General features: G+C 57.0%; 24 protein-coding genes and 1 pseudogene. 18 read left to right on the top strand and 7 right to left on the bottom strand.

What is annotated here, in order from left to right:
• Positions 1-272: 272 nt before the first annotated feature.
• Positions 273-1,871 carry an ABC transporter substrate-binding protein gene (locus tag ACOTXT_RS19215; RefSeq protein ID WP_333166592.1) on the top strand — a complete coding sequence of 533 codons (1,599 nt, stop codon included), beginning with the start codon at positions 273-275 and terminating at the stop codon, positions 1,869-1,871.
• Positions 1,872-1,971: 100 nt separating this feature from the next.
• Positions 1,972-2,205: a YdcY family protein gene (locus ACOTXT_RS19210; RefSeq protein WP_023292296.1), complete on the top strand. Its 234-nt coding sequence runs from the start codon at positions 1,972-1,974 to the stop codon at positions 2,203-2,205.
• Positions 2,206-2,208: 3 nt separating this feature from the next.
• On the opposite strand, the gene ACOTXT_RS19205 is transcribed toward ACOTXT_RS19210, so the two are convergent.
• Together ACOTXT_RS19205 and ACOTXT_RS19200 are read right to left on the bottom strand one after the other, a co-directional pair.
• A complete protein-coding gene (locus ACOTXT_RS19205; RefSeq protein ID WP_023292297.1) occupies positions 2,209-2,658 on the bottom strand; it encodes a DMT family transporter in 450 nt (149 codons plus the stop codon).
• Positions 2,655-3,173 carry a GNAT family N-acetyltransferase gene (locus ACOTXT_RS19200; RefSeq protein ID WP_023292298.1) on the bottom strand — a complete coding sequence of 173 codons (519 nt, stop codon included), beginning with the start codon at positions 3,171-3,173 and terminating at the stop codon, positions 2,655-2,657. The genes ACOTXT_RS19205 and ACOTXT_RS19200 overlap by 4 nt, the downstream gene beginning before the upstream one ends.
• A gap of 148 nt (positions 3,174-3,321) precedes the next feature.
• Here ACOTXT_RS19200 and ACOTXT_RS19195 point away from each other — a divergent pair, with 148 nt between their 5' ends.
• The 3 genes from ACOTXT_RS19195 to ACOTXT_RS19185 all read left to right on the top strand — a co-directional run bounded on the left by ACOTXT_RS19195 (position 3,322) and on the right by ACOTXT_RS19185 (position 5,927).
• Entirely contained in the window at positions 3,322-3,897 is a 576-nt protein-coding gene (locus ACOTXT_RS19195; RefSeq protein ID WP_206805129.1) for a helix-turn-helix domain-containing protein, read from the top strand.
• Positions 3,898-3,962: 65 nt separating this feature from the next.
• Positions 3,963-5,003, top strand: coding sequence for an NADP-dependent oxidoreductase (locus ACOTXT_RS19190; protein WP_248275718.1), 1,041 nt, complete (start codon positions 3,963-3,965; stop codon positions 5,001-5,003).
• A 255-nt stretch (positions 5,004-5,258) separates the two neighbouring features.
• The gene (locus tag ACOTXT_RS19185) at positions 5,259-5,927 is read left to right on the top strand and encodes a GntR family transcriptional regulator (protein ID WP_021240238.1); all 669 of its coding nucleotides are present in this window, start codon (positions 5,259-5,261) and stop codon (positions 5,925-5,927) included.
• A 119-nt stretch (positions 5,928-6,046) separates the two neighbouring features.
• Here ACOTXT_RS19185 and pqqU read toward each other — a convergent pair whose 3' ends face one another.
• A complete protein-coding gene (gene pqqU / locus ACOTXT_RS19180; protein ID WP_023292301.1) occupies positions 6,047-8,161 on the bottom strand; it encodes a TonB-dependent receptor PqqU in 2,115 nt (704 codons plus the stop codon).
• 241 nt (positions 8,162-8,402) lie between these two features.
• Here pqqU and ACOTXT_RS19175 point away from each other — a divergent pair, with 241 nt between their 5' ends.
• Positions 8,403-9,464 (top strand): YncE family protein, encoded by a 1,062-nt coding sequence (locus ACOTXT_RS19175; protein WP_063448765.1) that lies wholly within the window; start codon positions 8,403-8,405, stop codon positions 9,462-9,464.
• A 92-nt stretch (positions 9,465-9,556) separates the two neighbouring features.
• Here the strand turns inward: ACOTXT_RS19175 and ansP are convergent, their stop codons facing one another.
• Both ansP and ACOTXT_RS19165 read right to left on the bottom strand, forming a co-directional pair.
• Positions 9,557-11,053 (bottom strand): L-asparagine permease, encoded by a 1,497-nt coding sequence (gene ansP / locus ACOTXT_RS19170; RefSeq protein ID WP_008501774.1) that lies wholly within the window; start codon positions 11,051-11,053, stop codon positions 9,557-9,559.
• A 304-nt stretch (positions 11,054-11,357) separates the two neighbouring features.
• Positions 11,358-12,272: a LysR family transcriptional regulator gene (locus ACOTXT_RS19165; RefSeq protein ID WP_333166217.1), complete on the bottom strand. Its 915-nt coding sequence runs from the start codon at positions 12,270-12,272 to the stop codon at positions 11,358-11,360.
• 108 nt (positions 12,273-12,380) lie between these two features.
• Here ACOTXT_RS19165 and ACOTXT_RS19160 point away from each other — a divergent pair, with 108 nt between their 5' ends.
• Positions 12,381-12,779 (top strand): (R)-mandelonitrile lyase, encoded by a 399-nt coding sequence (locus ACOTXT_RS19160; protein WP_333166220.1) that lies wholly within the window; start codon positions 12,381-12,383, stop codon positions 12,777-12,779.
• Here the strand turns inward: ACOTXT_RS19160 and ACOTXT_RS19155 are convergent.
• Positions 12,776-14,311: a methyl-accepting chemotaxis protein gene (locus tag ACOTXT_RS19155; RefSeq protein ID WP_333166223.1), complete on the bottom strand. Its 1,536-nt coding sequence runs from the start codon at positions 14,309-14,311 to the stop codon at positions 12,776-12,778. The genes ACOTXT_RS19160 and ACOTXT_RS19155 overlap by 4 nt on opposite strands.
• A gap of 342 nt (positions 14,312-14,653) precedes the next feature.
• On the opposite strand from ACOTXT_RS19155, the gene ACOTXT_RS19150 reads away from it, so the two are divergent.
• The 11 genes and pseudogenes from ACOTXT_RS19150 (at position 14,654) to ACOTXT_RS19100 (ending at position 24,925) form a co-directional block, all read left to right on the top strand.
• Positions 14,654-15,193 (top strand): AAA family ATPase, encoded by a 540-nt coding sequence (locus tag ACOTXT_RS19150; RefSeq protein WP_248224297.1) that lies wholly within the window; start codon positions 14,654-14,656, stop codon positions 15,191-15,193.
• A 110-nt stretch (positions 15,194-15,303) separates the two neighbouring features.
• Entirely contained in the window at positions 15,304-16,305 is a 1,002-nt protein-coding gene (locus ACOTXT_RS19145) for an LLM class flavin-dependent oxidoreductase (protein ID WP_025910898.1), read from the top strand.
• On the top strand, positions 16,302-17,423 hold the full coding sequence (locus tag ACOTXT_RS19140; protein ID WP_021240231.1) for an amidohydrolase: 1,122 nt from the start codon (positions 16,302-16,304) through the stop codon (positions 17,421-17,423). Before ACOTXT_RS19145 ends, ACOTXT_RS19140 begins: the two co-directional genes overlap by 4 nt.
• A 16-nt stretch (positions 17,424-17,439) precedes the next feature.
• Positions 17,440-19,703: pseudogene (locus tag ACOTXT_RS19135) on the top strand (NtaA/DmoA family FMN-dependent monooxygenase).
• A gap of 9 nt (positions 19,704-19,712) precedes the next feature.
• Positions 19,713-20,222 carry a GNAT family N-acetyltransferase gene (locus ACOTXT_RS19130; protein ID WP_257183856.1) on the top strand — a complete coding sequence of 170 codons (510 nt, stop codon included), beginning with the start codon at positions 19,713-19,715 and terminating at the stop codon, positions 20,220-20,222.
• A gap of 9 nt (positions 20,223-20,231) precedes the next feature.
• A complete protein-coding gene (locus ACOTXT_RS19125; protein ID WP_008501764.1) occupies positions 20,232-21,158 on the top strand; it encodes an amino acid ABC transporter permease in 927 nt (308 codons plus the stop codon).
• On the top strand, positions 21,142-21,915 hold the full coding sequence (locus ACOTXT_RS19120) for an amino acid ABC transporter ATP-binding protein (protein ID WP_021240228.1): 774 nt from the start codon (positions 21,142-21,144) through the stop codon (positions 21,913-21,915). Before ACOTXT_RS19125 ends, ACOTXT_RS19120 begins: the two co-directional genes overlap by 17 nt.
• Before the next feature lie 9 nt (positions 21,916-21,924).
• Complete coding sequence (locus tag ACOTXT_RS19115) at positions 21,925-22,812, top strand: ABC transporter substrate-binding protein (protein ID WP_046092134.1); 888 nt, start codon at positions 21,925-21,927, stop codon at positions 22,810-22,812.
• Positions 22,813-22,853: 41 nt separating this feature from the next.
• Positions 22,854-23,471, top strand: coding sequence for a glutathione S-transferase family protein (locus tag ACOTXT_RS19110; protein WP_159125272.1), 618 nt, complete (start codon positions 22,854-22,856; stop codon positions 23,469-23,471).
• A 37-nt stretch (positions 23,472-23,508) separates the two neighbouring features.
• Entirely contained in the window at positions 23,509-23,739 is a 231-nt protein-coding gene (gene pptA, locus ACOTXT_RS19105; protein ID WP_008501760.1) for a tautomerase PptA, read from the top strand.
• Positions 23,740-23,923: 184 nt separating this feature from the next.
• Positions 23,924-24,925, top strand: coding sequence for a Kdo(2)-lipid IV(A) acyltransferase (locus tag ACOTXT_RS19100; protein WP_333073748.1), 1,002 nt, complete (start codon positions 23,924-23,926; stop codon positions 24,923-24,925).
• A gap of 44 nt (positions 24,926-24,969) precedes the next feature.
• Here ACOTXT_RS19100 and ACOTXT_RS19095 read toward each other — a convergent pair whose 3' ends face one another.
• Entirely contained in the window at positions 24,970-26,655 is a 1,686-nt protein-coding gene (locus tag ACOTXT_RS19095) for an NAD-dependent malic enzyme (protein ID WP_333166238.1), read from the bottom strand.
• Between the last annotated feature and the right edge of the window lie 244 nt (positions 26,656-26,899).

Genomic DNA, 26,899 nt, shown 5'->3' with positions numbered 1-26,899 from the left:
GCCAAAATCAGCCACGAAGAGACGATTTTGGGCTGAAAATTGGAAAATTGAGCCACAGGACGTCGATAAAGGACGGTTTGGGGCGTCATATCGGGAGCTGCGGACCACTTAATCGCAACTTCCTTAAGACAAATCGTCTTTCTGGGGGCTGGCGGTTAAAACAGCAAAAACCGCGGCTTTAGAATAACCTGATAGTGTTTCGTTATTTGCCAGGTCAAAACGCCTGTGCTGTTATTACTGTCCTATATAATAAAACTGTCAGGGTTATAACCATGTCTACAGGGAAAACACTGCTCGCCCTTGCGCTGAGCGCGCTGTTACCAGCCGGTGCCGCATGGGCGGCAAACAACGACACCCTTATTTACTGTTCAGAAGCCTCCCCCGAGTCCTTCAACCCACAAATCGCCAGCTCTGGCCCGTCTTTTGTGGCCAGCTCTCAGGTGCTATATAACCGCCTGATCAATTTCGACCCGGTGAAAAATACTCCGGTGCCGTCGCTGGCGGAGTCCTGGACAATCTCCCCGGACGGCAAGACCTATACCTTTACCCTGCGTAAAGGGGTGAAGTTCAACAGCAACAAATACTTCAAACCGACGCGCGATTTTAATGCCGATGACGTTATTTTCTCGGTCATGCGCCAGAAAGACCCTAAACACCCGTACCACAACGTGTCGCAGGGCAACTACGAATACTTTAACGATGTGGGTCTCGATAAGCTGATCCAGGACGTGAAAAAGGTCGATGACTACCACGTCCAGTTCACACTCAGCGAACCCAACGCCGCGTTTCTGGCCGACTGGGGGATGGATTTCGCCTCGATTCTCTCCGCGGAATACGCCGACGCGATGCTGAAAAAAGGCACGCCTGAAAACGTGGACACCTGGCCGATTGGTACAGGGCCTTACGTGCTGCAGCAGTATAAAGTGGATTCTCTGATCCGCTACGTCGCGAACCCGAACTACTGGGAAGGCGAGGTGCCGACTAAGCATCTCATCTTCTCCATTACGCCAAACGTGGAAACCCGCCTGGCGAAGCTGCAGACCAACGAGTGCCAGATCATTCCTGCGCCATCCCCGGTTCAGTTTGACGCCATCAAAAACAACAAAGACCTGACGCTGCACTCGGTCGATGCGCTGAACGTTGGTTATCTGGCGTTTAATACCGAGAAAAAACCGTTTGATAACGTGCTGGTGCGTCAGGCGCTCAACTACGCGACTGACAAGAAGGCCATCGTTAATGCGGTGTTTATGGGATCGGGCGCGGTGGCAAAATCACCGATCCCGCCAAATATGCTGGGCTTCAATAAAGACCTGAAGGACTACAGCTACGATCCTGAAAAAGCGAAAGCCCTGCTGAAGCAGGCGGGTCTGGAGAAGGGCGCGGAAGTCACGCTGTGGTCAATGCCGGTGCAGCGTCCGTATAACCCGAATTCGCGTCGTATCGCGGAGATGATCCAGAGCGACTGGGCAAAAGTCGGCGTGAAGGCCAAAATTGTCTCTTACGAGTGGGGCGAATATCTCTCCGGAATGCGTAAAGGCGAGCATGACTCCGCGCTGTTTGGCTGGATGTCCGACAACGGCGACCCGGACAACTTTGCCGATGTGCTGCTCGGCTGCAACAGCATTAAAACCGGCTCAAACGCCGCGCGCTGGTGCGATAAGGGGTATGATGCCCTGGTACAAAAAGCGAAGCTGACCAGCAGCCCGGCTGAGCGCGCCAAGCTCTATGGCCAGGCGCAGGAGATTTTCTATCAGCAGGCACCGTGGATTGCGCTCGCAAACGGGAAAACGTTCTACGCGACCCGCAGCAACGTGAGCGGGTACAGCGTAAGCCTGATGGGCAGCGATTTCTCAAAAGCGAAGCTGAACTAAGCCTTTTTAGCCGGGTGGCGGCTCCGCCTTACCCGGCCTACATTTGGCACCTGTAGGCCCGGTAAGCGTAGCGCCACCGGGCACATAATGAGGAGTGACAATGTCACATTTAAACGAAGTTATCGCCCGCGTCGATGCCGCCATCGAAGAGAGCGTGATTACCCACATGAACGAACTGCTGATCGAATTAAGCGATGATGCAGAGCTCAGCCGTGAAGAGCGCTACACTCAGCAGCAGCGTCTGCGCACCGCGATTTCGCACCACGGTAAGCAGCATAAAGAGGAGATGGACGCGCGTGAGGAACAGCTGACGAAAGGCGGCACCATACTGTAACCATCAAAACTGGCGTCGCGCCACCAGCCAGGCCCCGACCACCAGCATCACCGCGCCGCACACCGGGCCGATCAGGGCGCGCAGCGGGATGCCCTGGCTCCTCAGCACGTCCAGCACCAGCCCGCCAATCAGCTGGCTTGCCACCAGTACGGCGATGGTCGTCGCCGCGCCAACGTTCTGATAGCCGCTGATGCTGGCAAACACAAAAAACGACCCCAGCAGTCCCGGGATAAGCGTCCACCAGCGCACCGTTGCGGCGAGCTCGCTGAACCCGGCGACGCCCTGTTTCAGCAGCAGAATGCTGACAAACAGCACGATGCCGACCAGCGAATTCAGCAGCATCGCGATAAGAATGGTGGAGGAGGACTGGGTGATACGCACCATCAGGGTGTTTTGCACCACCAGGCCAATACCCGCCGCCACCAGAAACGCCAGCGTCAGTGACTGATTCATGGGATCGCGTCCGGGTCGCTGCGCTCGTCCAGCTGCAGCTGCATAAAGGTTAAGTCCAGCCAGCGGCCAAACTTGGTTCCCACCTGCGGCATTTGTCCCGTCGTCACAAAGCCGAGCGTTTCGTGGAGGTGTATCGAGGCATGGTTTTGCGCTTCAATCCCGGCCACCATCACGTGTTTACCGATGGCGCGGGCCTCGTTAATCAGCGCCTTCATCAGCGTGCGGCCAATCCCCTTGCCCTGATGGGCCGGGTGGACGTAGACCGAGTGCTCAACCGTATGACGGAAGCCGTCAAAGGCGCGCCAGTCGCCGAAAGAGGCGTAGCCGGTGATTACGCCGTCTTCCTCGCTCACCAGAACCGGGTAGCCCGCAAGCGAGCGCGCCTCAAACCAGGCGATGCGGTTATCGGTATCGACGGTTTTATCGTTCCAGATCGCGGCAGTGTGCAGCACCGCGTGGTTGTAAATCTCGCCTATCGCAGCGCAGTCTTCTTTGCAGGCATGACGAACGATCATGATGAAGCCTCTGTGTGTTGTTCACTATAGTATTACGTTATGGCTACGATATTACACAACTGTATCGCCCGATCGCTACGGCATAAGCCATATTTTTTTGTTATCAAAAGCCCATTGAATTGCCGTTCATACACTATAGTATGACGTCATGAACACCATAACAGACACAATGAATCAACGGATTAGCGCAAGAATTCGCCTTGAACGCGAGTCTCGCGGGTGGTCCCTGAGCGAGCTGGCGGACCGGGCAGGCGTCTCCCGCGCCATGATCCATAAAATCGAGCGCGGGGACAGTAGCCCGACAGCCACCTTGCTTGCCCGCCTGTCGGGCGCGTTTGGCATCAGCATGTCAACGCTGATTGCCCGGGCCGAAATGCAGGAGGGCAAGCTGCTGCGCCTGGCAAATCAGCCCGTCTGGCGCGACCCGCAGACGCACTACCTCCGCCGCCATGTTTCCCCCCGTACCGATCTGCCCATCGACCTGGTTCAGGTTGAACTGCCTGCGGGCAGCGATGTTCCGATGCCGGCCTCTTCTTACGCGCTGGCGCGTCAGCTTATCTGGCTGCAGTCCGGTGAGCTGGTGTTTCAGGAGGGCGACACCCGCCACGAGATGCGCGCCGGAGACTGTCTGGAGCTGGGGCCGCCTAATGACTGCCGGTTCATCAACGAGACGAACGAATCCTGCATCTATCTGGTTGTACGGCTTAACCAGTCTGGCTCGTAATGCTAATGCGATAACGCCGAACGTGAGCCAGGCTGTAATGACATTTGTACCAGAAGGAGATCCTGATGAATCACTCTGTTTCGCATAACCGCCGCTGGGTGCTGGCCTCTCGTCCACAGGGCGCACCGGTCGCGGAAAATTTTCGTCTGGAAACGCAGCCTGTTCCGGAACCAGGGGCTGGGCAGCTTTTGCTTCGTACCGTCTGGCTGTCGCTGGATCCTTATATGCGGGGTCGCATGAGCGACGCGCCATCCTATTCACCGCCGGTTGAGCTCGGTGCGGTGATGGTGGGGGGAACGGTCAGCCGCGTTGAACAGTCAAACCATCCCGACTACAAAGCCGGTGAATGGGTGCTGGGCTACAGCGGCTGGCAGGAGTATGAACTCTCGGACGGCAGCGGCCTGGTGAAGCTGGGCGGAAATCCGTCTCATCCTTCCTGGTCGCTGGGCGTACTGGGTATGCCGGGCTTTACCGCCTATATGGGGCTGCTGGATATCGGGCAACCGAAAGCGGGTGAAACGCTGGTGGTGGCTGCGGCGACCGGCCCGGTTGGCGCGACGGTTGGGCAGATCGGCAAAATCAAAGGTTGCCGGGTGGTCGGCGTCGCCGGTGGCGCAGAGAAATGCCGCCATGCCGTTGAGGTGCTCGGGTTTGACGAGTGTCTGGATCACCACGCGGCGGATTTTGCCGACCAGCTCAAGCAGGCCTGCCCGAACGGCATTGATGTCTACTATGAAAACGTCGGCGGGAAAGTGTTTGACGCCGTGCTGCCCCTGCTGAACACCTCCGCGCGCGTGCCGGTGTGTGGCCTGGTGAGCGGCTACAACGCGACGGGCCTGCCTGACGGGCCAGACCGCCTGCCGCTTCTGATGGCGACCCTTCTCAAGAAACGCATTCGGATGCAGGGCTTTATCATCGGCCAGGACTATGGACATCGCATCCATGAGTTCCAGGAAGAGATGGGGCGCTGGGTGCAGGAGGGAAAAATCCACTATCGCGAACAGGTCACGGACGGGCTGGAAAACGCCCCCGAGGCGCTCATTGGCCTGCTGGAAGGACGAAACTTCGGCAAAGTCGTGATTCGCGTCGCGAGTGACAATAAATAAAGCGCAATATGGCGGGGTTTCCCGCCATATTTATTTGTGAAGATACGATATATTGTCTTTAATTACTGGACATGACTTTTCGCGCCATCATCCCCGATGAGCCCGAAAACGATAAAAAAAATGACGTTTACTTTTTTTGCTGTTTTTTGTACTTCCCACCACCAGGCATGACGATACAGGATATATCGTACCGGCGCCGTTTTATTAAAACTGGCGTTTAAAAATAGCATTAAGTTTTAGCTACAGGAATTCCACATGCTTGATTTGGATCACTTAGAAAAAGCCCAAAGGGTTAGCCTTACCATGCAGGTTGAACACAGTTTGAAAGGGGCGTTAATTACAGGCTCTCTCAAACCAGGAGCACGACTGATTACGAAAGAGATTGCTGATAAATTAGGCACCAGTATTACGCCGGTCCGCGAAGCGCTGTTGCGCCTGGTCTCCTCAGGCGCGCTTCACGCCACGCCCGCACAGGCATTTCTGGTCCCTGAAGTGACGCTGGAGCGTTATAACGAGATTAACGCCATCAGAAAACAGCTTGAGCCAATGGCGGTCGCCGCAGCATGCCAGAAGATGTCAGACGGCAAGCTGGAGGCGTTGCGCAAAATGTCAGAGGCTTTCCATGAGGCCATGCGCAATGGAAACGTTCAGCAGGCATTGCATGCGAATCGTATCTTCAGGTTTACGCTTTATCAGTATGCGGAAATGCCTACGCTTAATGCCTTAATTGAACAGCTATGGGTCCGCATCGGGCCCTGCATGAACTACCTGCATCACGAACTTAACGACATCAAAACGGCAACGTATCACTATGACGAGCTGCTTTCGGCCCTTGAGCGGAGAGATGTTGATGCGAGCCAGAAGGCGATTGATAAGTTGATTGATGAAGCAGATTCTCTTTTACAGCGACAATATTTTAACTGAGAGATTATTTATTAGAGCGACTATATACCGCCGCTAATTATTTATCTGGTGAATAACTCCTGATGGCTTAATGCCATCAGGAGGGTTATTTCATTTATAAAATAAACTTTTCTTTTTGCTTACTCGAAGCGATAAGAGACCGACAGTCCGACGCCATAGTTTCGGCCTGGTGCAGGCTCGTAATAACGACCGTTGGACTCGTTGACAATTACCGAGCCCGCGTACTCTTTGTCGAACAGGTTATCGACGCGGCCAAAGACGTCCATTCCCCAGTTGCCGTAGTTAAATTTATACCCGGTATTCAGCCCGACTACCGTATAGGACGGCGCTTTCGCGGTGTTTTCGTCGTCGGCCATGATATCGCTCATGTAGCGCACGTCTGTCCCCGCATACCAGCCTTCCTCCGGCTGCCAGCCAAACGAGGCGAAGCCCATGTTGCGCGCAATCCCCGGCATACGGTTACCGTTACAGTCTGCGTCGCTGCAGACGTTAGTCCGGTAGGTGGCATCCAGGTACGTCCACGCCATCTTCAGCTTCCAGTTCTCCGCGAACTGCTGATCCAGGGAAACTTCGACACCCTGACGACGGGTTTTCCCGGCATTTTTATAGGTTGTACGGCCGCCGGAACTGGAGTCCACCACGATCTCGTCATCCGTATCGGTGCGGAACAACGCCGCCGTCAGCAGGCCGTTGCCGATGCGGGTTTTGCTGCCCACTTCATACGTATTATTCGTGGACGGCTTCAGGCCAATATTCAGACCGCCCTGGTTATCGGCGCGATAGGAGAGCTCGTTGATGGTTGGCGTTTCAAAGCCACGCCCTGCGGCAGCGTAGAGGTTCCACGCATCCGTCACCGCATACTTCACGGCGCCCGCCGGGAGCCACTTGTGGTAGCTCGCGTCACCGCTGTCATCGCCGTTGCCCGGCGTAACGTAATGGTCGTTGGAATCAAACCAAACCGAACTGTAGCGAACACCCGCATCGACAGAGAGTTTCTGCGTCAGCTGCCAGCTCGTTTGCAGGTAAGGATCGACGTTCCACATCAGGTTGCGTTCGTCACGACGTTTATCGCCTTTGACGCCGTAGTCCGGCACGCCGTTGCGCATCACGAAGTTCTCGTATCCGCGACGGTCTTCGCTCATGTTTTCGTAGTTCAGACCGGTGGTGAAGGTCACCGGAACCAGCAGCTCGCCGCGGTGTGTCCAGCGAGTGTCCACGCCCTGATAGTGGCGCTGCATATCAATCACCCCGCCGGAGTGAGTGGCTTTTAGCTGCGGCTGATACGGAATCGACTGGTACTGCGTCATTTCACGCTCGCCGGCGTACATCATCACGCTCAGGTCGTCCTGAGCGCTGAGCTGGCGATCGTAGCGCAGGCCGGCCTGGGTCTGCTTGATGGTCTTACGGGTGTTGTACTGATCGCCGCGCGGCGACTGACGCGGGTTGTCACGCCACTCCTGATAATTCAGTCCACCCGGATCGTTGGCCTTCATGTCCACGCTGTTGAAAATCAGCGTCAGCTTGCTGGCGTCGTCAATCCGTACACCCAGTTTGGCGTTAGCGAGATTTTTACGCGCGCCGCTGTGGTCGCGGTAGCCTTTGGTGGTGAAGCGGGTGGTGGAGACGGTGTAATCCACGTCCCCGGCGTGGGTGCCGTCACCCATCGCGCCGGTGGCTTTCATGCCATAGCGCCAGGTCCCGTAACTGCCGTAATAGCTGCTGGCTTCAATGGTCGGCGGCTGCTGCCCGGTCTGGGTGTTGATGTTGATTACGCCGCCAGAGGCGTTGCCGTACAGGGCAGAGAAGGGACCGCGCAGGACTTCAACGCTCTCCACGCTGGAAAGGTCGATGTTGGAGGTCTGGCCCTGTCCGTCCGGCATGGTGGCTGGAATACCGTCGACGTACATACGGATACCGCGCACCCCGAAGGTTGAGCGGGCGCCAAATCCGCGCATCGAAAGCTGGAGATCCTGGGCGTAGTTTTGACGGTTCTGAATTTGCAGCCCGGGTACGCTGCCAAGGGATTCAGACAGGTTAATGCGGGGCGCGGCCTGGCGCATATCGTCGCCATTGACGACGCTGACCGCGGCCGGAGTATCGAGCTCCGATACGGTTTGCGGCGTGGCGCTGACGATCATGGTCTGTTCCTCTGCGCTCACGGCGGTGAGCGGCGCAAAAATAACAGGAACCAGCAGCAGCGGGAGAGAAGCCTTACGGGCAGAAATGATTTTCATGAATAAAACCGGTTGTGGTGTATAAACGAACCAAATGGAACATGTCCATATATGTTAAAGGTTTTGTAAAAGTTTTGAAAACTATAACCGCACATTGCGTTAATGGAAGGCGAAGCGGGAAAGAAAAACTCCACATTTAACACATTAATGATTACTATTCTCATTATCAAAAGACAATGCCATGACGTTGTCTGCCGGAAGTGATGTCAGCCCAACCCCACTTTTCAGAAAAGGAATTGATATGTCTTTACGTCAACTGTGCTCGCCGCGTCTGAGCCTGTCGCTGCTGTCTGCCACTTTACTGCTTGCCGGGACGTTCCAGGTGCATGCCGCCGAAGAGGTACTGCGTAAAGCGGTGGGCAAAGGGGCGTATGAAATGGCCGTGAGCCAGCAGGAGAATGCGCTGTGGGTGGCCACCTCGCAAAGCCGTAAAACCGACAAGGGCGGGGTTGTCTACCGTCTTGATCCGGTCACGCTGGACGTGACGCAGGCAATCCATAGCGATCTGAAACCCTTTGGTGCCACCTTTGACAAGGCGACTCAAACGCTGTGGTTCGGCAATACGATCAACGGCGCGGTAACCGCGATTGATGCAAAAACGGGTGACGTAAAAGGGCGACTGGTGCTGGACGGGCGTCAGCGCAGCGAAACCGTCAAACCGCTGCAGCCGCGCCAGCTGGTGGCAGATGACGCGAGCAACACGATTTACATTACCGGTGTCGGTAAAGAGAGCGTGATTTGGGTGGTGGATGGCGCCACGCTGAAGCTGAAAGAAACCATTGCCAATACGGGCACCTACAGCACCGGCCTGGCGCTGGATGCGCAGGCGAAACGTCTGTACACCACGAATGCGGACGGCGAACTGGTGACGATTGATACGGCCAGCAATAAAATTATTGCCCGTAAAAAGGTGCAGGATGACGGTAAAGAGCACTTCTACCTGAACCTGAGCCTCGACACTGCCGGTCAGCGCGCATTCCTGACCGATTCAAAACAGCCGGAAGTGCTGGTGGTGAGCCTGAAAGACGGTAGCGTGATCGAGAAAATCGCCGCGCCGGAATCCCTGGCGGTCCTGTTTAACCCGGCCCGCAATGAAGCCTACGTGACGCACCGTGAAGCCGGTAAGGTGAGCGTCATTGATGGGAAAACATATAAGGTGACGAAAACCTTCGACACGCCGGTCTACCCGAACAGCCTGGCGCTCTCTGCGGATGGCAAAACCCTGTACGTGACGGTGAAACAGAAATCTACCCGCCAGCAGGAAGCCACCCAGCCTGACGATGTGATGCGTATTGCTCTGTAAGATGGGATTGCCCGGTGGCGCTGCCGCTTACCGGGCCTACAAAACCATGAAATGTAGGCCGGGTAAGGCGAAGCCGCCACCCGGCTTTTTTATTAACGCGAGGTTTCTTCTACCAGCGGGGCGTCGTGTTTTTCATCGTCAGGATGAACCGGCGCGGTGCTGTGAATTTCATGAACGCGTTTACGCACGCCGAACCAGCCCGCAATCAGCAGCACGGCCAGCAGCGGAATGGTCGCGATGGTGTAGGTGCCGTTCGGGTAGTCGAACGCCATCAGCACCAGCACGCTGAACAGGAAGAGCAGGGTGAGCCAGGAGGTCACCGGTGCGCCAGGCAGCTTAAAGCTGACGTCAGCAGCTTTTCCTTCTTTAATCGCTTTGCGCAGACGCATCTGGCAGACCACGATAAAGCCCCAGGACGCGATAATCCCCAGTGCCGCCACGTTCAGAACGATTTCGAATACCTGAGACGGCACCAGATAGTTCAGGAACACGCCGAAGACATAGACCACCAGCGTCGCCAGAATACCGGCGTACGGCACGTGCTGCTTGCTCATCTTGGACATGAACTTCGGCGCAGAACCGCCCATGGACATGGAGCGCAGGATACGACCGGTCGAGTAGAGGCCGGAGTTCAGGCTGGAGAGCGCTGCGGTCAGGACCACGATGTTCATGATGCTGCCCACGTACGGCACGCCCAGCTTCGAGAAGAAGGTGACGAATGGACTCTGACCCGCCTGATAGGCGTTCCACGGCAGCAGCAGCACCAGCAGCACCACGGAGCCGACGTAGAAGAGACCGATACGCCAGATCACGCTGTTGATGGCTTTTGGCACCATCGTCTGCGGATCTTTACATTCACCTGCTGCGGTGCCCACCAGCTCGATGGAGGCGAAGGCGAACACGACGCCCTGAACCAGCACCAGCGCAGGCAGCAGACCGTGCGGGAAGAATCCGCCGTTATCGGTTATCAGGTGGAAGCCGGTGGCATTGCCATCCAGCGGCTTACCGCTGCCGAGGAAGACGGTACCCACGACCAGGAACACCACGATGGCCAGCACTTTAACCAGCGCAAACCAGAACTCCATCTCCGCGAACCACTTCACGCCGATCATGTTCATGGTGCCGACAATCGCCAGGGCGCCAAGCGCAAAGACCCACTGCGGCACATCGCCAAACGCGCCCCAGTAGTGCATATACAGCGCAACGGCGGTGATGTCGACGATACCGGTCATCGCCCAGTTGACGAAGTACATCCAGCCCGCGACGTAAGCGGCTTTTTCACCGAGGAATTCACGGGCGTAAGAGACGAAGCTGCCGCTGGAAGGGCGATGCAGTACCAGCTCGCCCAGCGCGCGGAGAATGAAGAAAGAGAAGATCCCGCACACCAGATAGACCAGGGCGAGAGCCGGGCCAGCCATCTGCAGACGTGCACCCGCACCTAAAAACAGACCCGTTCCGATAGCGCCGCCGATGGCGATCATTTGAACCTGACGGTTGCCCATCGCTTTGTGGTAGCCCTCTTCGTGGGAGTTCAACCAGCGACGTTTAGCAGCGTGATGATCGGCTGCGCTTTTATTGCTTGTTTTCATTGAGTTACCTGTTTGCCTGTCTGAACCATTATCGTGATAGTCCTGCCTGGCAGAGCGCAATACAAACGATTGCTTCTGCGCAAACACATGTCGCCTTCCCAGTCATTCTGCGTATGGATAAGGCGAAACATGGCGAGGCATCCTACCTGCAATTCATAAGCGACGCAAAATATAACCGTGCCGAAAGTGATGCACGTCGAAGGAAATCGTGTGGTCAGAGCAGACGGGGATCACAACACGCTGAAACGTGATGAGTTTTTAGTCAAAACAATGGCGGGGTTGATTATTTAATCATCAGATTCTCTTAATTATTACCAGATGGTATAAATTTTTGCAGCTGCAGGGCATCGAGAAGTAACCTGAACGCGGTTGTGTGCTGCCGACGGCTCGGATAATAGAGGTGGTATCCTTCAAACGTGGGGCACCACGATTCAAGGACCCTGACCAGCCGTCCCTGATTCAGAGCGTCCAGAACCGAGGACTCGGGCACGTAGGCTAATCCGAGACCATTCTCCGCGGCGTCGATGCGCTGCGACAGGTTATTCAGCGTAAGCTGTCCGTCAACCCGCACGCGAAGCTCGCGCCCGTCGCGCTCAAATTCCCAGTCATACAATCCCCCTCGGGTGGGCAGGCGGAGATTGATACAGCGGTGTTCACCCAGCTGCTCCGGCACGAGCGGCACGCCAAAACGAGCCAGGTAATCCGGGGAGCCGACGACCGCCATGCGCATGTCCGGCGCAATCCGCACCGCAATCATGTCTTTTGCCACCTGTTCACCCAGGCGAACCCCCGCGTCGAAGCGGCCATCGACGATATCTGTCAGGCCATTGTCGACCGTCACTTCGACGTTAATGTCAGGATACTGCAGCATAAAAGCCTTCAGTACCGGCCAGAGCACGGCGTCCATCGCGTGCTCGCCGGCGACGATGCGGATAGCGCCTGCGGGTTTGTCGCGGCTGCTGCGAAGCGCCGTGAGTTCCTGTTCGATCTCCAGCAGATGCGGGCTGAGGCGCGAAAAAAGCTGCTCACCCGCGGGTGTCGGAACCACGCTGCGGGTTGTGCGGGTTAACAGGCGAACGTCTAATCGCGCTTCAAGCTTGCGCATCGCATGGCTCAGTGCCGATTGCGAGACGCCCAGCTGCGCCGCTGCGCGCGTAAAGCTGCGCTCGCGGGCCACCACCATAAAGGAGAGCAGATCGTTGAAATTATCTTTTAGCATCGCGGTTCTATTTATGAGTTTCAGTCATGTGTCCTATCTGATTATGCACCCTAATGCTGCGGAGTGCTTTGCGCTACTGTTAACGCAACAGTCAACGAGGAGCAAAAGATGAAAATTATCCGCAGCGGTTCATTACCTTCAGTACGAGGACCGGAAGCCTGGTTCACCGGGGATGTTCGCATTGACGCGCCCTTTCAGGCGACCGAACCTGCCAGCGTCGGCGGGGCAACCGTAACCTTTGAGCCGGGCGCGCGCACGGCCTGGCATACGCATCCCCTGGGACAAACGCTGATTGTGACGCAGGGTCGCGGCTGGCTACAGGCGTGGGGCGAAGAGGCGGAAATCCTGAATCAGGGCGATATCGCCTGGATCCCACCCGGCGTGAAGCACTGGCACGGCGCAAGTGCGCAAACGGCGATGACGCATATTGCCATCGCCGAAGCGGTAAACGGCAGCCCGGTAACATGGCTGGAAAAAGTGACCGACGAGCAGTACCCGAACGGCTAACCGCCAAAAACGGCAATTGCCTGCTTCAGGCGCGTCGTCCGCTGCGTCAGGTGATTCGCGGCGTGAGTGACGTTATCCACCATCCCCGTATTGCTCTGGGTCATTGCGCCGATACGGGAGAGGGAGGCGTTGATGAGCGTCAGCGCCTGGGTTTGCTCCTGCGTAGCGTGACCGATCTCCTTAATCAGGGAGGAGACCCGCAGCACGTTGTCGATCATAACCGTCAGCTGTGATTCGGTTTGTCCCACCTTCTCCACGCCAGCGTTGACGCTGGCAACGTTTTTCTCGATCAGCGCTTTGATCTCTTTCGCCGCCGTCGCGGAGTGCTGCGCAAGATTGCGCACCTCAGCCGCGACCACGGCAAAGCCGCGGCCGGCTTCACCCGCGCGCGCCGCTTCCACGGCGGCATTCAGCGCAAGAATATTGGTCTGGAAGGCAATACGATCGATAACGCTGATAATATCGACGATCTGGCCGTTATCCTGCGAAACGGACTGCATCATACCGATGGTCTCTTTCATCATCGCTTCACCGCAGTGGGCGCTGTCGCGGGTGCGATCCGCCATTTGAATCGCCTCGTTCGCGGTTTCGGCCGTCTGCTTCACGGCGCTGGCGATCTCTTCAACCGCAGATGCGGTTTGCTGCAAGAAATCGGCGGTTTCTTCAGAACGCGCCTGCAGCGCCGCGCCTTCTTTCGCGACCTGCTGGCTGATGGTGCCAATACCGCTGATTTGCGCCCCGACATCATCAACCAGCGAGTTCAGGTTTAAACCAGACTGATTCACCAGGCGCATCATCAGCCCGATGTCATCGATCCTGTCAAAATGGTAATAGTCCGTTTTACGTCCTGAAACCACGCGCTGCATCTGTTGAACAATGGATTTTACCGGCCGGGCGATCTGCGCGTGAAGATAACAGGACAGCGCAGAAAAAAGCAGCACCAGAGTGGCGGCCTGAACGAGACGATCGCGGAATAAATACATCGCCAGGCAGGAAAGTAATGCTGTCACAGTAATACCAAGCTGAATTCGTTTTCCGGTACTGAGACATTTAAAGAGCGACAAAAAGGAAAATATACCGCGCCGAACGAACAGTCCTTTATAAAAACGATGATGTTTTAATTCGTTATTACGCACTTTTGCATACAGTTTTTCACTGGCCGCGATCTCCTCCCGTGAGGGGATATTGCGCACCGAAATATAGCCGGTCAGGGATTCCCCCTGCCAGACCGGCGTCACGTTGGCCCGCACCCAGTAGTGATCGCCATTATGACGACGGTTCTTCACCAGACCTGTCCAGGTCTCACCCTGCTGGAGGGTAAACCACATGTCGCCAAACGCTTCGGCAGGCATGTCGGGATGGCGGATGAGGTTATGCGGCTCCCCCAGAAGATGCTCTTCTTTATATCCGCTGGCCTCTATAAAAGCCGAGTTAGCATAGGTAATATGACTTTTTATATCGGTAGTGGACATTAACGTCGAACCGGCGTTAAGCAAATACTCGTTTTGTGTAACGGGGGTGTTACGCCTCATGAGTAACTCCATGATGTTGTGCAAGAATAAAAAAGCCCGGAAAGCGCTCCGGCAAGATAAGTGTGATTATTTTAATAACGGTCTGGATATATTCTCGCTGAAATTGAGACTCTCCGAAATACCCGGCATTCATTATTTTTAATCTGTTAATGTTGTCGAATGTAATAAAATTGAAAATATTTTAGTGAGTGTTATTTTGAATCGGCTTAAATAAATGACATAAGCCAAACTGCAAGAGGGAGATCGTCTCTCTGGAAAAATTGTCATGCTGAAATAGCGTTTCGTTAACAGGATGAAAACGCTATCATTTGGTCACATTTTCGTAAATACAGGGAGGTTGAGGTGAAAATTAACGTCATCGGTACCAGCGGGAGCGGAAAAAGCACGCTGGCGAAGCAGATTGCGACCGCGCTGTCTATTCCCTGTATCGAGATGGACAGACTCTACTGGCAGGCTAACTGGCAGGGCACGCCGGACGACGAGTTTCAGGCAAAGCTGGCGCAGGCGCTACAGGCTTCGCCAGACTGGGTGCTCGACGGTAACTACAACCGCACGCGGCCTGTGAAATGGCGCAATGTCGATGTGGTGGTCTGGGTGGATTATGGGTTTACCCGCACCCTCTGGCAGGCCGTCACCCGAGCAATAAAGCGGGCCTGGCATAAACACGAGCTTTGGCCGGGAACGGGAAACAAAGAGAGTTTCCGGCGCGCGTTCTTCAGCAGAGAATCCATTATCATCTGGACGATCAAAACCTGGCGTAATAACCGTACGCGCTATGAAGCCGACCTGCAAAACCCGCAATATAGCCATATTCGCTTCGTCCGCATTACCCGTCGGGAGCAGGTGGAAACGCTGATTGCCTCCTTAAAGTCTTATTCTTAGCAGGGTTTTATATATCTGTTTTCCGGCAAACTAAATGTAAATTAATTGTTTCTCAGTGGTGAAATGCGCCTTTAATAATGTCGACATGTTAAGTCAAACGAGAACGCAACATGTCATGGCGAATCAGCATTCTGGATAAAAGCCCCATCGCTGAAAACGAAACGGCTGCCGATGCACTGGCGCGTACCCTGGCGCTGGCGCAGCAGGCAGAAAATCTGGGCTATCACCGCTTCTGGATTGCCGAACACCACAACACCCCACAGCTTGCCAGCCCCTCGCCGGAGCTGCTGATTGCCTGGATCCTCGGGCAAACCACGCGCATTCGCGTCGGGTCTGGCGGCGTAATGCTTCAGCACTACAGCCCCTATAAAGTCGCCGAGAACTTCAACGTGCTGGCCGCGCTGGCGCCTGGCCGCGTCGATCTCGGCGTTGGAAAAGCCCCCGGTGGATTACCGCTCTCAACCCGCGCGCTGCAGCAGGGCCTGAATCAACAGGAAAAGGGCAGCTTTGCCGAACAGCTGGCCCAGCTCGACCGCTGGATCCGTCCTGAGCATCACGCTATTGAAGAGGCCGTCCGCGCCACGCCGCTGCCGCCGTTGCCTGCTGAGGCTTTCCTGCTGGGCGCGAGTACCGAAAGCGCGCTGCTGGCCGCCAGGCTCGACTGGCACTTTGTGTTTGCCGCACACCTGAACGGTGACCCGGACCTGCTGCGCGAGGTGGTATCGACCTGGCGTGAGAACAGCGCGCGGGACGTGATAGTGGCGGTGCAGGCGATTGTCGCGCCGACGCAGGCCGAGGCAGACGCGCTGGCGCAGAAGGTCGAAGTGTGGGGCGTTGAGCTGGCAAACGGGCAGCGTGTCACCGTGGCCAGCGAAGAGCAGGCCTACGCGTTTGCGCGCCAGGCGGGCAGTGAGCCGGTGCGCATTGCACGTCGCGCGCAGTCGCTGCTGGCGGGCACGGCTGAGTCGGTAGTGGAACAGCTCAACGCGCTGCACCAGCAGTGGGGCATTGACGAATTTATCATCGACACGCCGGTGGCGGAGGGGGCTACGCGCGTCGCGTCGCTGCGCCTGCTGGCCGGGGCGCGTCTTAACAAGGAGGTCACCGTATGAGTTTTGGCGAACAACTGATTGCCTGGCGCCGCGAACTGCACCAGAACCCGGAGCTGTCCGGCCAGGAGGTCGAAACCACCGCGCGCCTGCGCCAGTGGCTGACGAATGCCGGGATCGCCCCGCAGCCTTACGACCTGTCGACCGGGCTGGTGGCGGAAATCGGGACGGGCAGCAGGCTGGTTGCGCTGCGTGCCGACATTGACGCGCTGCCGATCGAGGAGCGCAGCGGCGTACCGTTTAGCTCACAGCATGCCGGGGTGATGCACGCCTGCGGACACGATATCCACACCAGCGTCATCCTCGGCGCCGCGTTAAAGCTGAAAGAGCGGGAGGCCTCGCTTAACGGCCGGGTGCGCATCCTGTTTCAGCCTGCTGAAGAGAACTTTGGCGGTGCGAAGAGCATGGTGCGGGCCGGTGCCCTGCGCGATGTCAGCGCGATTTTCGGTATGCACAACGAGCCCGGCCTGCCGGTTGGTGAGTTCGCCACCCGCGGCGGGCCGTTCTACGCCAACGTCGACCGCTTCGTGATCCGCATTACCGGTAAAGGTGCGCACGCCGCACGTCCTCATGAGGGCAACGACGCCATCGTGCTGGCAAGCCAGCTGGTAACGGCGCTGCAAAGCGTCGCCAGCCGCAACGTCAACACGCTGGATTCGGTGGTGCTGAGCGTGACCCGCATCGCGGGCGGTAACACCTGGAACGTGCTGCCGGAAAGCGTCGAGCTGGAAGGCACGCTGCGTACCCATCGCACGGAAGTGCAGCAGAATGTGAAAGCCCGCGTGGGTGAAATTGCCGCCGGGTTTGCCAGCGCCTTCAGCGCACAGATTGATATCACCTGGTATGCCGGGCCTACCGCGCTGGTGAATGACGAACGCTGGGCTGATTTTGCCACCTCGGTCGCGCGTGAGGCCGGATATGAAACCCGGCACGCGGAACTGCATATGGGCGGGGAGGATTTTGCGGTCTATTTGCAGTCTGTTCCCGGCGCGTTTGTCAGCATTGGCAGCAACAGCCCGTTTGGTTTACACCACCCGGCCTTTAATCCGGATGAAGCACTGATTGAGCCCGCCGCCCGCTATTTTGCACAGCTTGCGGAAAAAGCCCTGCAACACGTTTAATTCAGGAGAGGTAAAGATGTCTGCAACCCGACAACTGCGGCTGGGCACCATTCTGCATGGTGCATCTGGGAATATGTCCGCCTGGCGCCATCCTGCGGCGATTGCCGACGCCAGTATTAACTTTGACTTCGTGAAAGCGACGGCGTTAAAGGCCGAGGAAGGGAAGCTCGATTTTCTCTTCGTGGCCGATGGTCTCTATATCAACGAGAAATCGATCCCCCATTTTCTGAATCGGTTTGAACCGTTAACCGTGCTTTCCGCTCTGGCCAGCATCACCTCGCGTCTGGGGCTGGTGGGAACCTTATCCACCTCTTACAGCGAGCCCTTTACCACGGCGCGCCAGTTCGCCAGCCTCGATCACCTGAGCAATGGCCGCGCGGGCTGGAACGTGGTGACCTCGCCGCTGGAAGGGTCAGCAAAGAACTTTTCCCGTGAAAAACACCCCGAGCATGCGCTGCGCTACCGGATTGCCGATGAGTATCTCGACGTGGTGAAAGGGCTGTGGGACTCCTGGGAAGGGGACGCGTTTATCCGCAACAAAGAAAGCGGCCAGTTTTTTGACCCGGCCAAACTGCATACGCTCGATCACCACGGTGACTTCTTCCAGGTCGCCGGTCCGCTGAATATTGGCCGCACGCCGCAGGGGCGACCAATTGTCTTTCAGGCCGGGGCGTCGGACGACGGGAAAAAGCTGGCGGCGAAACATGCCGACGCCATTTTTACCCACCACGAGACCTTCGACGAGGCAAAAGCCTTTTATCAGGACGTAAAACAGCAGCTGGAAACAAACGGCCGCCGCGCGTCGGATCTCTATATTTTCCAGGGCGTTAGCGTGATTGTGGGGAAAGATGCCGATGACGTGGAACACCAGTACCAGACCACGGCGGCGCTGGTGTCGATTAATGACGCCCTCAATTACCTCGGGCGTTATTTCGAACATCACGATTTCAGCCAGTATCCGCTCGACGAGCCGTTCCCGGATATCGGCGACTTAGGCAAAAACAGCTTCCGCAGCACCACGGATGAAATCAAGCGTAATGCCCGCGAACGCAGCTTAACCCTGCGTCAGGTGGCGCTTGAAGCCGCTTCGCCGCGCCCGCGCTTTTCCGGCACGCCGGAGGAGGTGGCTGACGGTTTGCAGGCCTGGTTTGAGGGTTATGCCGCAGACGGCTTCATCATTCAGGGCGGTACGCCGGACACCTTCCCGCGCTTTGTTGACCAGGTGGTACCGATACTGCAGTCTCGCGGCCTGTTCCGTACCGACTACCCGGGCACCACGCTGCGCGAAAGCCTTGGCTTAGACCAACCGAAAAACCAGTACACACAACAATAAAAGAGAACCCCGCTATGCAGAAATCATCGCTTGTTCTGGCGCTCGCGCTGGCCTTTACCCCTGCCGTCTGGGCAGAGAACGTCAATATTAACGGCACCGGCGTAAGCATCGAGGCCAATAAGACGCCGATTAATACCGCGAAAAATAGCGAGGCGGTGGCACAGCTGCCGAAAGACTATCGCTTTGCCGTGCCGGGGAAATTTACCGTTGCGGTGGCGGGACTCAATCAGCCGCCGCTGACGGTCTTCTCCGACGACAACAAAACGCTGCTGGGGAGCGAAGTTGACGTCGCCCGTCTGGTGGCCGACAGCCTTGGGCTGGAGCTGAACGTGGTGCCCACCTCCTGGGAAGACTGGCCGCTGGGCGTCGCGTCCGGGAAATACGATGCCGCCATCAGCAACATCACCGTCACTAAGGAGCGCAAACAGAAGTTTGATTTCGCCACCTACCGTAAGGATTCCCTCGGTTTCTACGTGAAATCCACCAGCCCAATCAAATCGCTTCAGAAAGCGGAGGACATCGCCGGGCTGCGGATTATCGTGGGCTCCGGCACCAACCAGGAGGCCATCCTGCTGGCGTGGAATGCTGAAAACCTGAAGAAGGGACTGAAGCCCTTTACCCCGATCTACACCAAAGACGATGCGGCCCAAACCCTGGCGCTGCAGTCCGGGCGCGCGGATGCCTACTTTGGCCCGAACGTGATTGGCGCCTGGAAAGCCGCGCTGAACGGGAAAACCAAACTGGTGGGCAGCGTCGACGGCGGCTGGCCGAAGGCGGCGCACATTGCGGTGACGCTGAAAAAAGGCAGCGGGCTGGTTGAGCCGGTGCAAACCGCGCTGAACGGCGTCATCAAAAACGGCGATTACGACAAAGTGCTGAACCGCTGGGGTGAAGGGGTTGAGCGCATTCCGCAGTCCGAAGTGAACCCGGCTGGCCTGGGCGATTAAGGAGGCGTAATGAACGAACGATTTCGTGATGTTTCACCGGAAGACGCCGAACTTCAGCCCATTATCGAGGGGCTGTTCGGGGAGTATGCGGCCCGCTACGGGGACTACTTTTCCAAAGACGCGGAAGTGGAGCTCACCGAGTGGTATTTAGCGCCGCAGGGGCTGTTTATCGTCCTGGAGCGCGACGGGAAGATTATCGCCACCGGCGCGTACAAACCGTTCGACGAACGCACCGCGGAAATCAAACGCATCTGGACGGACAAAACCCTGCGTCAGCAGGGGCTTGCCGGGCGCGTGGTGCAGGAACTGGAGCGCAGGGCGGTGCTGGCAGGGTACAGTCAGATCTACCTGACAACCGGCTTTCGTCAGCCGGAAGCGGTCAGGCTCTATCTCAGCCAGGGCTATCAGCCGCAGTTCGATCTGAACCGCGATCCGGAAGAGTATAGCCAGCCGCCGTTTGACGGTCGGCTGCGTTTCACCAAAACGCTGGTACGTGAAGCGTTCAGCAAAACCGCATGAGGAACGACGATGAGCAACGTTGAAACCATTAAGGTGGTCCCGGCGCGTTATCCGCTGCGGGCCGTCGGCGCCGCGGTGGCGCTGTTTGTCCTGGCGGTCGTGATTCAGTCAGTCGCCTTTAACCCGCGCTGGGAGTGGGCGGTGTTCGCCCGCTGGTTCTTCGACCCGGTGATCCTCGAAGGCGTCGGGCAGACCCTGCTGCTGACGCTGATCGGTACCGTGCTGAGCGTGGTGTTTGGCGGCATGCTGGCGCTGGCGAGACTCTCGTCATCCTGGCTGCTGAGCAGCCTGGCGTGGGCGTACATCTGGCTGTTTCGGTCGCTGCCGCTGATCGTCGTGCTGATTATCCTGTACAACTTTTCCTATCTCTACGACACGCTCTCGCTCGGCGTGCCGTTCACCGGCATCACCTGGGGCAGCTTTGAAACCATCAACGTGCTGGGGCAGTTCTCTACCGCCGTGGTGGGGCTAACGCTGGTGCAGAGCGCCTATACCGCCGAGATCATTCGCGGTGGTTTCCTCGGGGTCGATCACGGGCAGTATGAGGCCGCCGCCGCGCTCGGCCTGCCGGCCTGGCGCCGCACGGTGCGCATCATTTTGCCTCAGGCGCTGCGCACCATCCTGCCGTCGGGGTTCAATGAAATCATCAGCCTCGCCAAGGGCACGGCGATGGTCTACGTCCTGGCGATGCCGGAGCTGTTCTATACCATTCAGATGATCTACAACCGCACGCAGGAGGTGATCCCGCTGCTGATGGTCGGTGCCGCCTGGTACCTGGCGATCACCACCGTCCTGTCCGCTATCCAGTATGGTGTTGAACGCGCACTCGCCCGCAGCGAACGCCGCTCTGCGGTTAATCAGAACCGTGCCGCCCGTCGTACCCGTTCTGTCACCACCACGCCAGCACAGGAGCCTATCCATGCAAGCCTCTCCTGAAGGACATATCTCGATTACCGGCGTCAGCAAATATTTTGGACGCCATAAGGCGCTCGACAACGTGTCGCTTGAGATCCCGCCGGGATCCGTGACGGTCATCCTCGGGCCGTCCGGGTCGGGAAAATCGACGCTGCTGCGTACCATTAACCACCTGGAGCGCGTCGACGAAGGCTTTATTCAGATCGACGGGGACTACATTGGCTACCGTCGCCAGGGCGACAAGCTCTACGAGCTGAAGGAGAAAGAGATCCTCAAACAGCGCGTCAACGTGGGCTATGTGTTCCAGAACTTCAATCTCTTTCCCCATCTCACGGTGCTGGAAAACCTGATTGAGGCGCCCATCGCGCATAAAAAGCTCAGCAAAAAAGAGGCGGTGGAAACCGCGTACAGCCTGCTGGACGTGGTCGGGCTGCGGGATAAAGCCGACGCCTGGTCCCGCCATCTCTCCGGCGGCCAGCAGCAGCGCATTGCCATTGCCCGCGCGCTGGCGTTACGTCCCCGCGTGATGCTGTTTGATGAACCCACCTCGGCGCTGGATCCAGAGTTGGTGGGAGAGGTGCTGGACGTGATCAAAAAACTGGCCCGGTCCGGCACTACCCTGGTGGTAGTGACCCACGAGATCGGCTTTGCCCGCGAGGTGGCGGATCAGGTGGTGTTTATGGTCGACGGAAAAATCGTCGAGCAGGGCAGCAGTGACGAGGTATTAAACCGTCCGTCACATGCGCGAACGCGCCAGTTCCTGTCAAAAGTGCTGTAAGGAGCGCAGATGAAATACGGACTTCTGGCGGGACTGCTTTTTACGACGGCGAGCCACGCCAGCATCGATCTGAAAGCCAACGAGCAGCCGCTGCCGGTGACGGTGGATCGGCAGGCCGTGGCGAAGATCCCCGCCGGCTATAAATTCGTTGAGCCAGGTACGCTGACGGTCGCCGTCTCGATGCTAAACTCCCCGCCGCTGGCGCTGCTGGCCAGCGATAACCGCACGCGGATCGGCAGCGACCCGGATATTGCCCGCCTGCTGGCGGGCAGCCTGGGGCTGAAGCTAAAGCTGGTGCCGACGGCGTGGGAAGACTGGCCGCTGGGGATCGCTTCCGGGCGCTACGACGTGGCGCTGGTGAACATTGCGGTGACCGAACAGCGTAAAGAGAAGTTTGATTTTGCGACCTACCGCGTTGATTCGCTGGCGTTTTCGGTGAAATCCACCAGCGAGATTCAGTCAATCAAAAGCGCGGAAGATCTGGCCGGGAAAAAGGTGATTGTCGGCTCGGGTACCAATCAGGAGCGCATCCTGCTGGGCTGGAACGAAGAGAATAAAAAGGCGGGGCGGGCGCCTGCGCTGCCGGTCTATCTTCACGACGATGCCTCGGGCAATCTCTATATCCAGTCCGGCAGGGCGGATGTGTTCTTCGGCCCCCAGTCGGTTTCAGCTTACAAAGCGGCGCTCACCGGCAAAACCCGCGTGGTCGGTTTAGGGCCGAAGAAAGCTTATGTCGCCACCACGACCAAAAAAGGCAATCAACTGGTTTATGCCCTGCAGGCCGCGCTGAACGGTGCGATTGAGCGCGGAGAGTACCAGAAGGTGCTGGCGCGCTGGGGCGAGCAGGGCGAAGCGGTGACGCAATCGGAGGTCAACCCGCCTGGGATAACCTACTAATGGTGCTCTACACTTAGGATTTTCACTCCTGAGGGGGCAACATGATTAAACTTTATGGCGTACCCGGCTGGGGCTCGGCAATCAGTGAGGTGATGCTGACCCTGGCTGATATCCCTTATCAATTCATCAACGTGGACGGGTTTGACCAGCCCGGTCCGCAGCGTGAATTGCTGCACAAGCTCAATCCGCTGTGCCAGGTGCCGACGCTGGAGCTGGAAAATGGCGCCATCATGACCGAAACGGCGGCGATTGCCCTGATGGTGCTCGACCGGTGTCCCGATCTCGCCCCGCCCGTGGGGCAGGCTGAACGTCAGCAGTTTCAGCGTTTGCTCATCTGGTTCGTAGCCAACGTCTATCCCACGTTTACCTATGCAGACTATCCCGAACGCTGGGTGCCGGATGCGCCGGAACAGCTGCAGAAAAACTGCATCGAATACCGGAAATCCCTCTATATGTGGTTCGAAAGCCAGCTTAAGGCTGCCCCGTTTGCGCTGGGGGAACGGCTGACGCTGCTGGATGTGTATATTGCGGTCGCGCGCACCTGGGGGCCCCGTTACGCCTGGTTTGCCGAAAATACCCCTAAATTCACGGCGATTGCGGACGCTGTATGTCAGCGACCGGAACTGCACAAGGTGTTAAAGGCAAACAAAATTATCTGATAACGTGGAACCCACATTCACAACCGGAAGCCTGCACATGCCACACGTAGATATTAAATGTTTTCCCCGTGATTTAAACGACGAACAGAAAGCTGCCCTGGCGGCAGATATTGCCGACGTGATTATTCGCCATTTCAACAGTAAAGACAGTTCCGTGTCGGTGGCGTTGAAGCAGATCGCGCCTGAAGACTGGAAGGCGCAGGTCTGGGATACCGAAATTGGACCGAAGCTGGAGGAGCTTATTAAGAAGCCCGGGTATTCGATGTAAGAGCTTCTGCCGGGGAGCGGATAAATCCTTCCCGGCTCGACTTCCCGTTTTTCGCAAAAATCGATAAAAATGCGTTTTGTCTTATCCGCTACAATTAACGTTTCTGACTGGCATATTATTCATCCTTAGGAAAGATCTCCAACAGAATCAATTAAGGACAGACACGTTAAAGGATAATTTTCTGATGACAAAATTACCCCGTTTTTCATTCGCCTTTCTTCATCCCCGTTACTGGCTAAGCTGGGCCGGCATTGCGGCTCTGTGGCTCATCATGCTGCTCCCTTATCCGCTTCTGTTCAGAATCGGTCATGGCCTGGGTCGACTGGCGATGCGCTTACTGCCTCGCCGCGTCGAGATTGCCCGCCGCAACCTGGAGCTTTGTTTCCCGGAGATGAAAAAGGATGAACGCGAGTCATTGCTGCAGCGTAATTTTGAATCGGTAGGAATGGGGGTAATCGAAACCGGAATGGCATGGTTCTGGCCTGCGTGGCGGGTAAAGAAATGCTTTACCGTGCAGGGGTATGAGCACATGGAAAAGGCGAGGGCGCAGGGAAAAGGCGTGGTGCTGGTAGGGATACATTTTCTGACCCTTGAGCTGGGCGCGCGGATATTTGGCATGCTTAACCCCGGTATCGGGGTCTATCGTCCTAATAACAATGCTCTGCTGGACTGGCTTCAGACGCGAGGGCGCCTGCGCGCCAACAAAACCATGCTCGATCGCCATGATTTAAAGGGCATGATCCGCGCGCTGAAGCAGAATGAAATTTTGTGGTACGCCCCGGATCACGACTATGGCAAAACCAACAGCGTGTTTGTGCCGTTCTTTGCGGTGCCGGATGCCGCGACGACGGCGGGCAGCTATATGCTGGTCAAAAGCGCTAACCCTGCCGTTATTCCCTTTGTGCCGCGCCGCAGGGCGGATGGCACCGGTTACGAGCTGATCATTCTGGAGGATATCAGCGAGGCGCTGCAGGGCGGCGATAAAGAAGCCGTGGCGACGCAGATGAACAGGGCAATTGAGCAGGCCGTACGCATGGCGCCTGAACAATATATGTGGCTGCACCGTCGCTTCAAAACCCGTCCTGAAGGGGTACCTGACCGGTATGCCCGTCTGAAACAGGCGGCAACTCGGGGTGATAGTCTCTCCGCCAGCGATTTTTCTGACCGTTCAGGCATACAGCACTGACACCACAGCGATGCCCTCACCCTGCGGTGAGGGCATGACCGACGCTACAGCGCGGATCGGCGGTACGGCGCATAGTCCGCCTGCCACCAGGTTTTCTCGATACGCGCCATCAGGGTTTCATCATCTAACGCTGGCGCCACGCCTTGTTCAATGGCGGCCCAGGCGACGGCAACGGCAATCTGGCGTGAGACCGTTTCAATCTGATCTACCGGCGGCAGTAATCCTCCTCTTTCCGTGGTCACGAGCGGAGACTGCGCGGCCAGGCTGCGGCTTGCTGCCATCAGCATCTCTTCCGTCACCCGGCGCGCGTTACAGGCCAGCACGCCAAGCCCAAGGCCCGGGAAGATATAGGCGTTGTTACACTGGGCAATCTCATAGTGCGCATTCTCCCAGAATACCGGGGCGAACGGACTGCCGGTGGCCACCAGCGCGGCACCCTGGGTCCAGGCGATAAGGTCCTGCGGCTGGGCTTCCGCCCGCGACGTTGGGTTCGAGAGCGGCATGATAATCGGGCGCGGACAGTGGCGATGCATCTCTTTGACGATCTCTTCGCTGAACAGCCCCGGCTGGCCTGAAACGCCGATCATCACCGTGGGATGTGCGTTCTTCACCACGTCCAGCAGGGAAATATTTTGCGAGTCTACCTGCCAGCGACTAACGGCGTCGCGCGCGGTGAGCAGGTTTTTCTGGAAATCGAGCAGGTTGGTCATGTCGTCGGTCAGCAGGCCGAAGCGATCGACCATAAAGATCCGGCTGCGGGCTTCCGACTCGCTCAGGCCGTCATCGACCATTAGCGCCACAATTTTTTCAGCAATCCCGCATCCGGCAGAGCCGCTGCCCAGGAACACCACGCGCTGGTCGCGAATGCGCGTCCCCGCCGCGTGCGCCGCCGCGATCAGCGTCCCTGCGGTGACGGCTGCCGTGCCCTGGATATCATCATTGAAGCAGCACAGCTGGTCGCGGTAGCGCTGCAGAAGTCGGGTGGCGTTTTTCTGCGCAAAGTCTTCAAACTGCAGGAGGACGTTGGGCCAGCGCGCCTTAACCGTGCTGATAAACATATCCATAAATTCAGCGTACTGGTCGTCGCTGATGCGCGGATGACGCCAACCCATATACATCGGGTCGTCGAGGTGTTGCTGATTATTGGTGCCGACATCCAGCATAATCGGGAGGGTGGAGGCCGGATGGATCCCTCCGCAGGCGGTATAGAGAGACAGCTTGCCAATCGGAATGCCCATACCGCCGATACCCTGGTCGCCGAGCCCTAAAATGCGCTCTCCATCCTTCACCACAATCACCCGAACGTCGTTGCGCGAGAAACTTTGCAGCATCTCATCAATGCGGTGGCGGTTAGGCCATGAAATAAACAAGCCGCGCGCGCGGCGATAAATCGTGGAGAAATGCTCGCAGGCTTCACCCACCGTCGGGGTATAGATAATCGGTAACGTCTCTTTCAGATGCGAACGCAAGAGGTTGTAAAAGAGAGTTTCATTGGTGTCCTGAATATTGCGCAAATAAACATGGCGGGAAATGTCGCTTTTAAAATGGCAGAACTGCACCCAGGCACGCTCCGTTTGCTCCTCAATGGTTTCAACGTTATGCGGCAATAATCCATGCAGATTAAAATTATCCCGTTCTTCCTTAATAAAGGCGAGGCCTTTATTTAATAACGGATTTTCCAGCAGTACGGCGCCATTATAAGGCGTGTACAGAACGTCTTTACGAGACATGGTTAACTCCTGAATATTTAAACGAAACAGAAATAAGACGAGCAGAAACAGTGACTTTAAAGATGATAAAGACACGGAGTTTTCTGTGTTTTGTTGGGGAGCTAATTTAGCGCTTAGGGAAGGTGCGAATAAGTCCGAGATGTGAGATCATCGTGTTGTAACCTGAACCCAGAATGAGTAACCGGATGAGCCAGCAACTGACTTTTGCCGACAGTGAGTTTTCCAGTAAACGCCGCCAGACCCG

Origin of the sequence: Enterobacter cloacae complex sp. IR5422 (assembly GCF_049238165.1) — a bacterium.
GTDB classification, from domain to species: Bacteria; Pseudomonadota; Gammaproteobacteria; order Enterobacterales; family Enterobacteriaceae; genus Enterobacter; species Enterobacter roggenkampii.
Note: the sequence above shows the minus strand (reverse complement) of the source record. Positions and strands in the feature narration are given on the sequence as shown.

Bases quoted from the DNA above. Each gene is read 5' to 3' on its own strand.
- ACOTXT_RS19205 (WP_023292297.1), bottom strand. From the start codon at position 2,658: ATGAATCAGTCACTGACGCTGGCGTTTCTGGTGGCGGCGGGTATTGGC.
- ACOTXT_RS19185 (WP_021240238.1), top strand. From the start codon at position 5,259: ATGCTTGATTTGGATCACTTAGAAAAAGCCCAAAGGGTTAGCCTTACC.
- ACOTXT_RS19095 (WP_333166238.1), bottom strand. From the start codon at position 26,655: ATGTCTCGTAAAGACGTTCTGTACACGCCTTATAATGGCGCCGTACTG.
- ACOTXT_RS19200 (WP_023292298.1), bottom strand. From the start codon at position 3,173: ATGATCGTTCGTCATGCCTGCAAAGAAGACTGCGCTGCGATAGGCGAG.
- ACOTXT_RS19155 (WP_333166223.1), bottom strand. From the start codon at position 14,311: ATGAGGCGTAACACCCCCGTTACACAAAACGAGTATTTGCTTAACGCC.
- ACOTXT_RS19195 (WP_206805129.1), top strand. From the start codon at position 3,322: ATGAACACCATAACAGACACAATGAATCAACGGATTAGCGCAAGAATT.
- ACOTXT_RS19215 (WP_333166592.1), top strand. From the start codon at position 273: ATGTCTACAGGGAAAACACTGCTCGCCCTTGCGCTGAGCGCGCTGTTA.
- ansP (WP_008501774.1), bottom strand. From the start codon at position 11,053: ATGAAAACAAGCAATAAAAGCGCAGCCGATCATCACGCTGCTAAACGT.
- ACOTXT_RS19175 (WP_063448765.1), top strand. From the start codon at position 8,403: ATGTCTTTACGTCAACTGTGCTCGCCGCGTCTGAGCCTGTCGCTGCTG.
- ACOTXT_RS19130 (WP_257183856.1), top strand. From the start codon at position 19,713: ATGAACGAACGATTTCGTGATGTTTCACCGGAAGACGCCGAACTTCAG.
- pptA (WP_008501760.1), top strand. From the start codon at position 23,509: ATGCCACACGTAGATATTAAATGTTTTCCCCGTGATTTAAACGACGAA.
- ACOTXT_RS19100 (WP_333073748.1), top strand. From the start codon at position 23,924: ATGACAAAATTACCCCGTTTTTCATTCGCCTTTCTTCATCCCCGTTAC.
- ACOTXT_RS19110 (WP_159125272.1), top strand. From the start codon at position 22,854: ATGATTAAACTTTATGGCGTACCCGGCTGGGGCTCGGCAATCAGTGAG.
- ACOTXT_RS19125 (WP_008501764.1), top strand. From the start codon at position 20,232: ATGAGCAACGTTGAAACCATTAAGGTGGTCCCGGCGCGTTATCCGCTG.
- ACOTXT_RS19140 (WP_021240231.1), top strand. From the start codon at position 16,302: ATGAGTTTTGGCGAACAACTGATTGCCTGGCGCCGCGAACTGCACCAG.
- ACOTXT_RS19145 (WP_025910898.1), top strand. From the start codon at position 15,304: ATGTCATGGCGAATCAGCATTCTGGATAAAAGCCCCATCGCTGAAAAC.
- ACOTXT_RS19165 (WP_333166217.1), bottom strand. From the start codon at position 12,272: ATGCTAAAAGATAATTTCAACGATCTGCTCTCCTTTATGGTGGTGGCC.
- pqqU (WP_023292301.1), bottom strand. From the start codon at position 8,161: ATGAAAATCATTTCTGCCCGTAAGGCTTCTCTCCCGCTGCTGCTGGTT.
- ACOTXT_RS19210 (WP_023292296.1), top strand. From the start codon at position 1,972: ATGTCACATTTAAACGAAGTTATCGCCCGCGTCGATGCCGCCATCGAA.
- ACOTXT_RS19115 (WP_046092134.1), top strand. From the start codon at position 21,925: ATGAAATACGGACTTCTGGCGGGACTGCTTTTTACGACGGCGAGCCAC.
- ACOTXT_RS19160 (WP_333166220.1), top strand. From the start codon at position 12,381: ATGAAAATTATCCGCAGCGGTTCATTACCTTCAGTACGAGGACCGGAA.
- ACOTXT_RS19190 (WP_248275718.1), top strand. From the start codon at position 3,963: ATGAATCACTCTGTTTCGCATAACCGCCGCTGGGTGCTGGCCTCTCGT.
- ACOTXT_RS19120 (WP_021240228.1), top strand. From the start codon at position 21,142: ATGCAAGCCTCTCCTGAAGGACATATCTCGATTACCGGCGTCAGCAAA.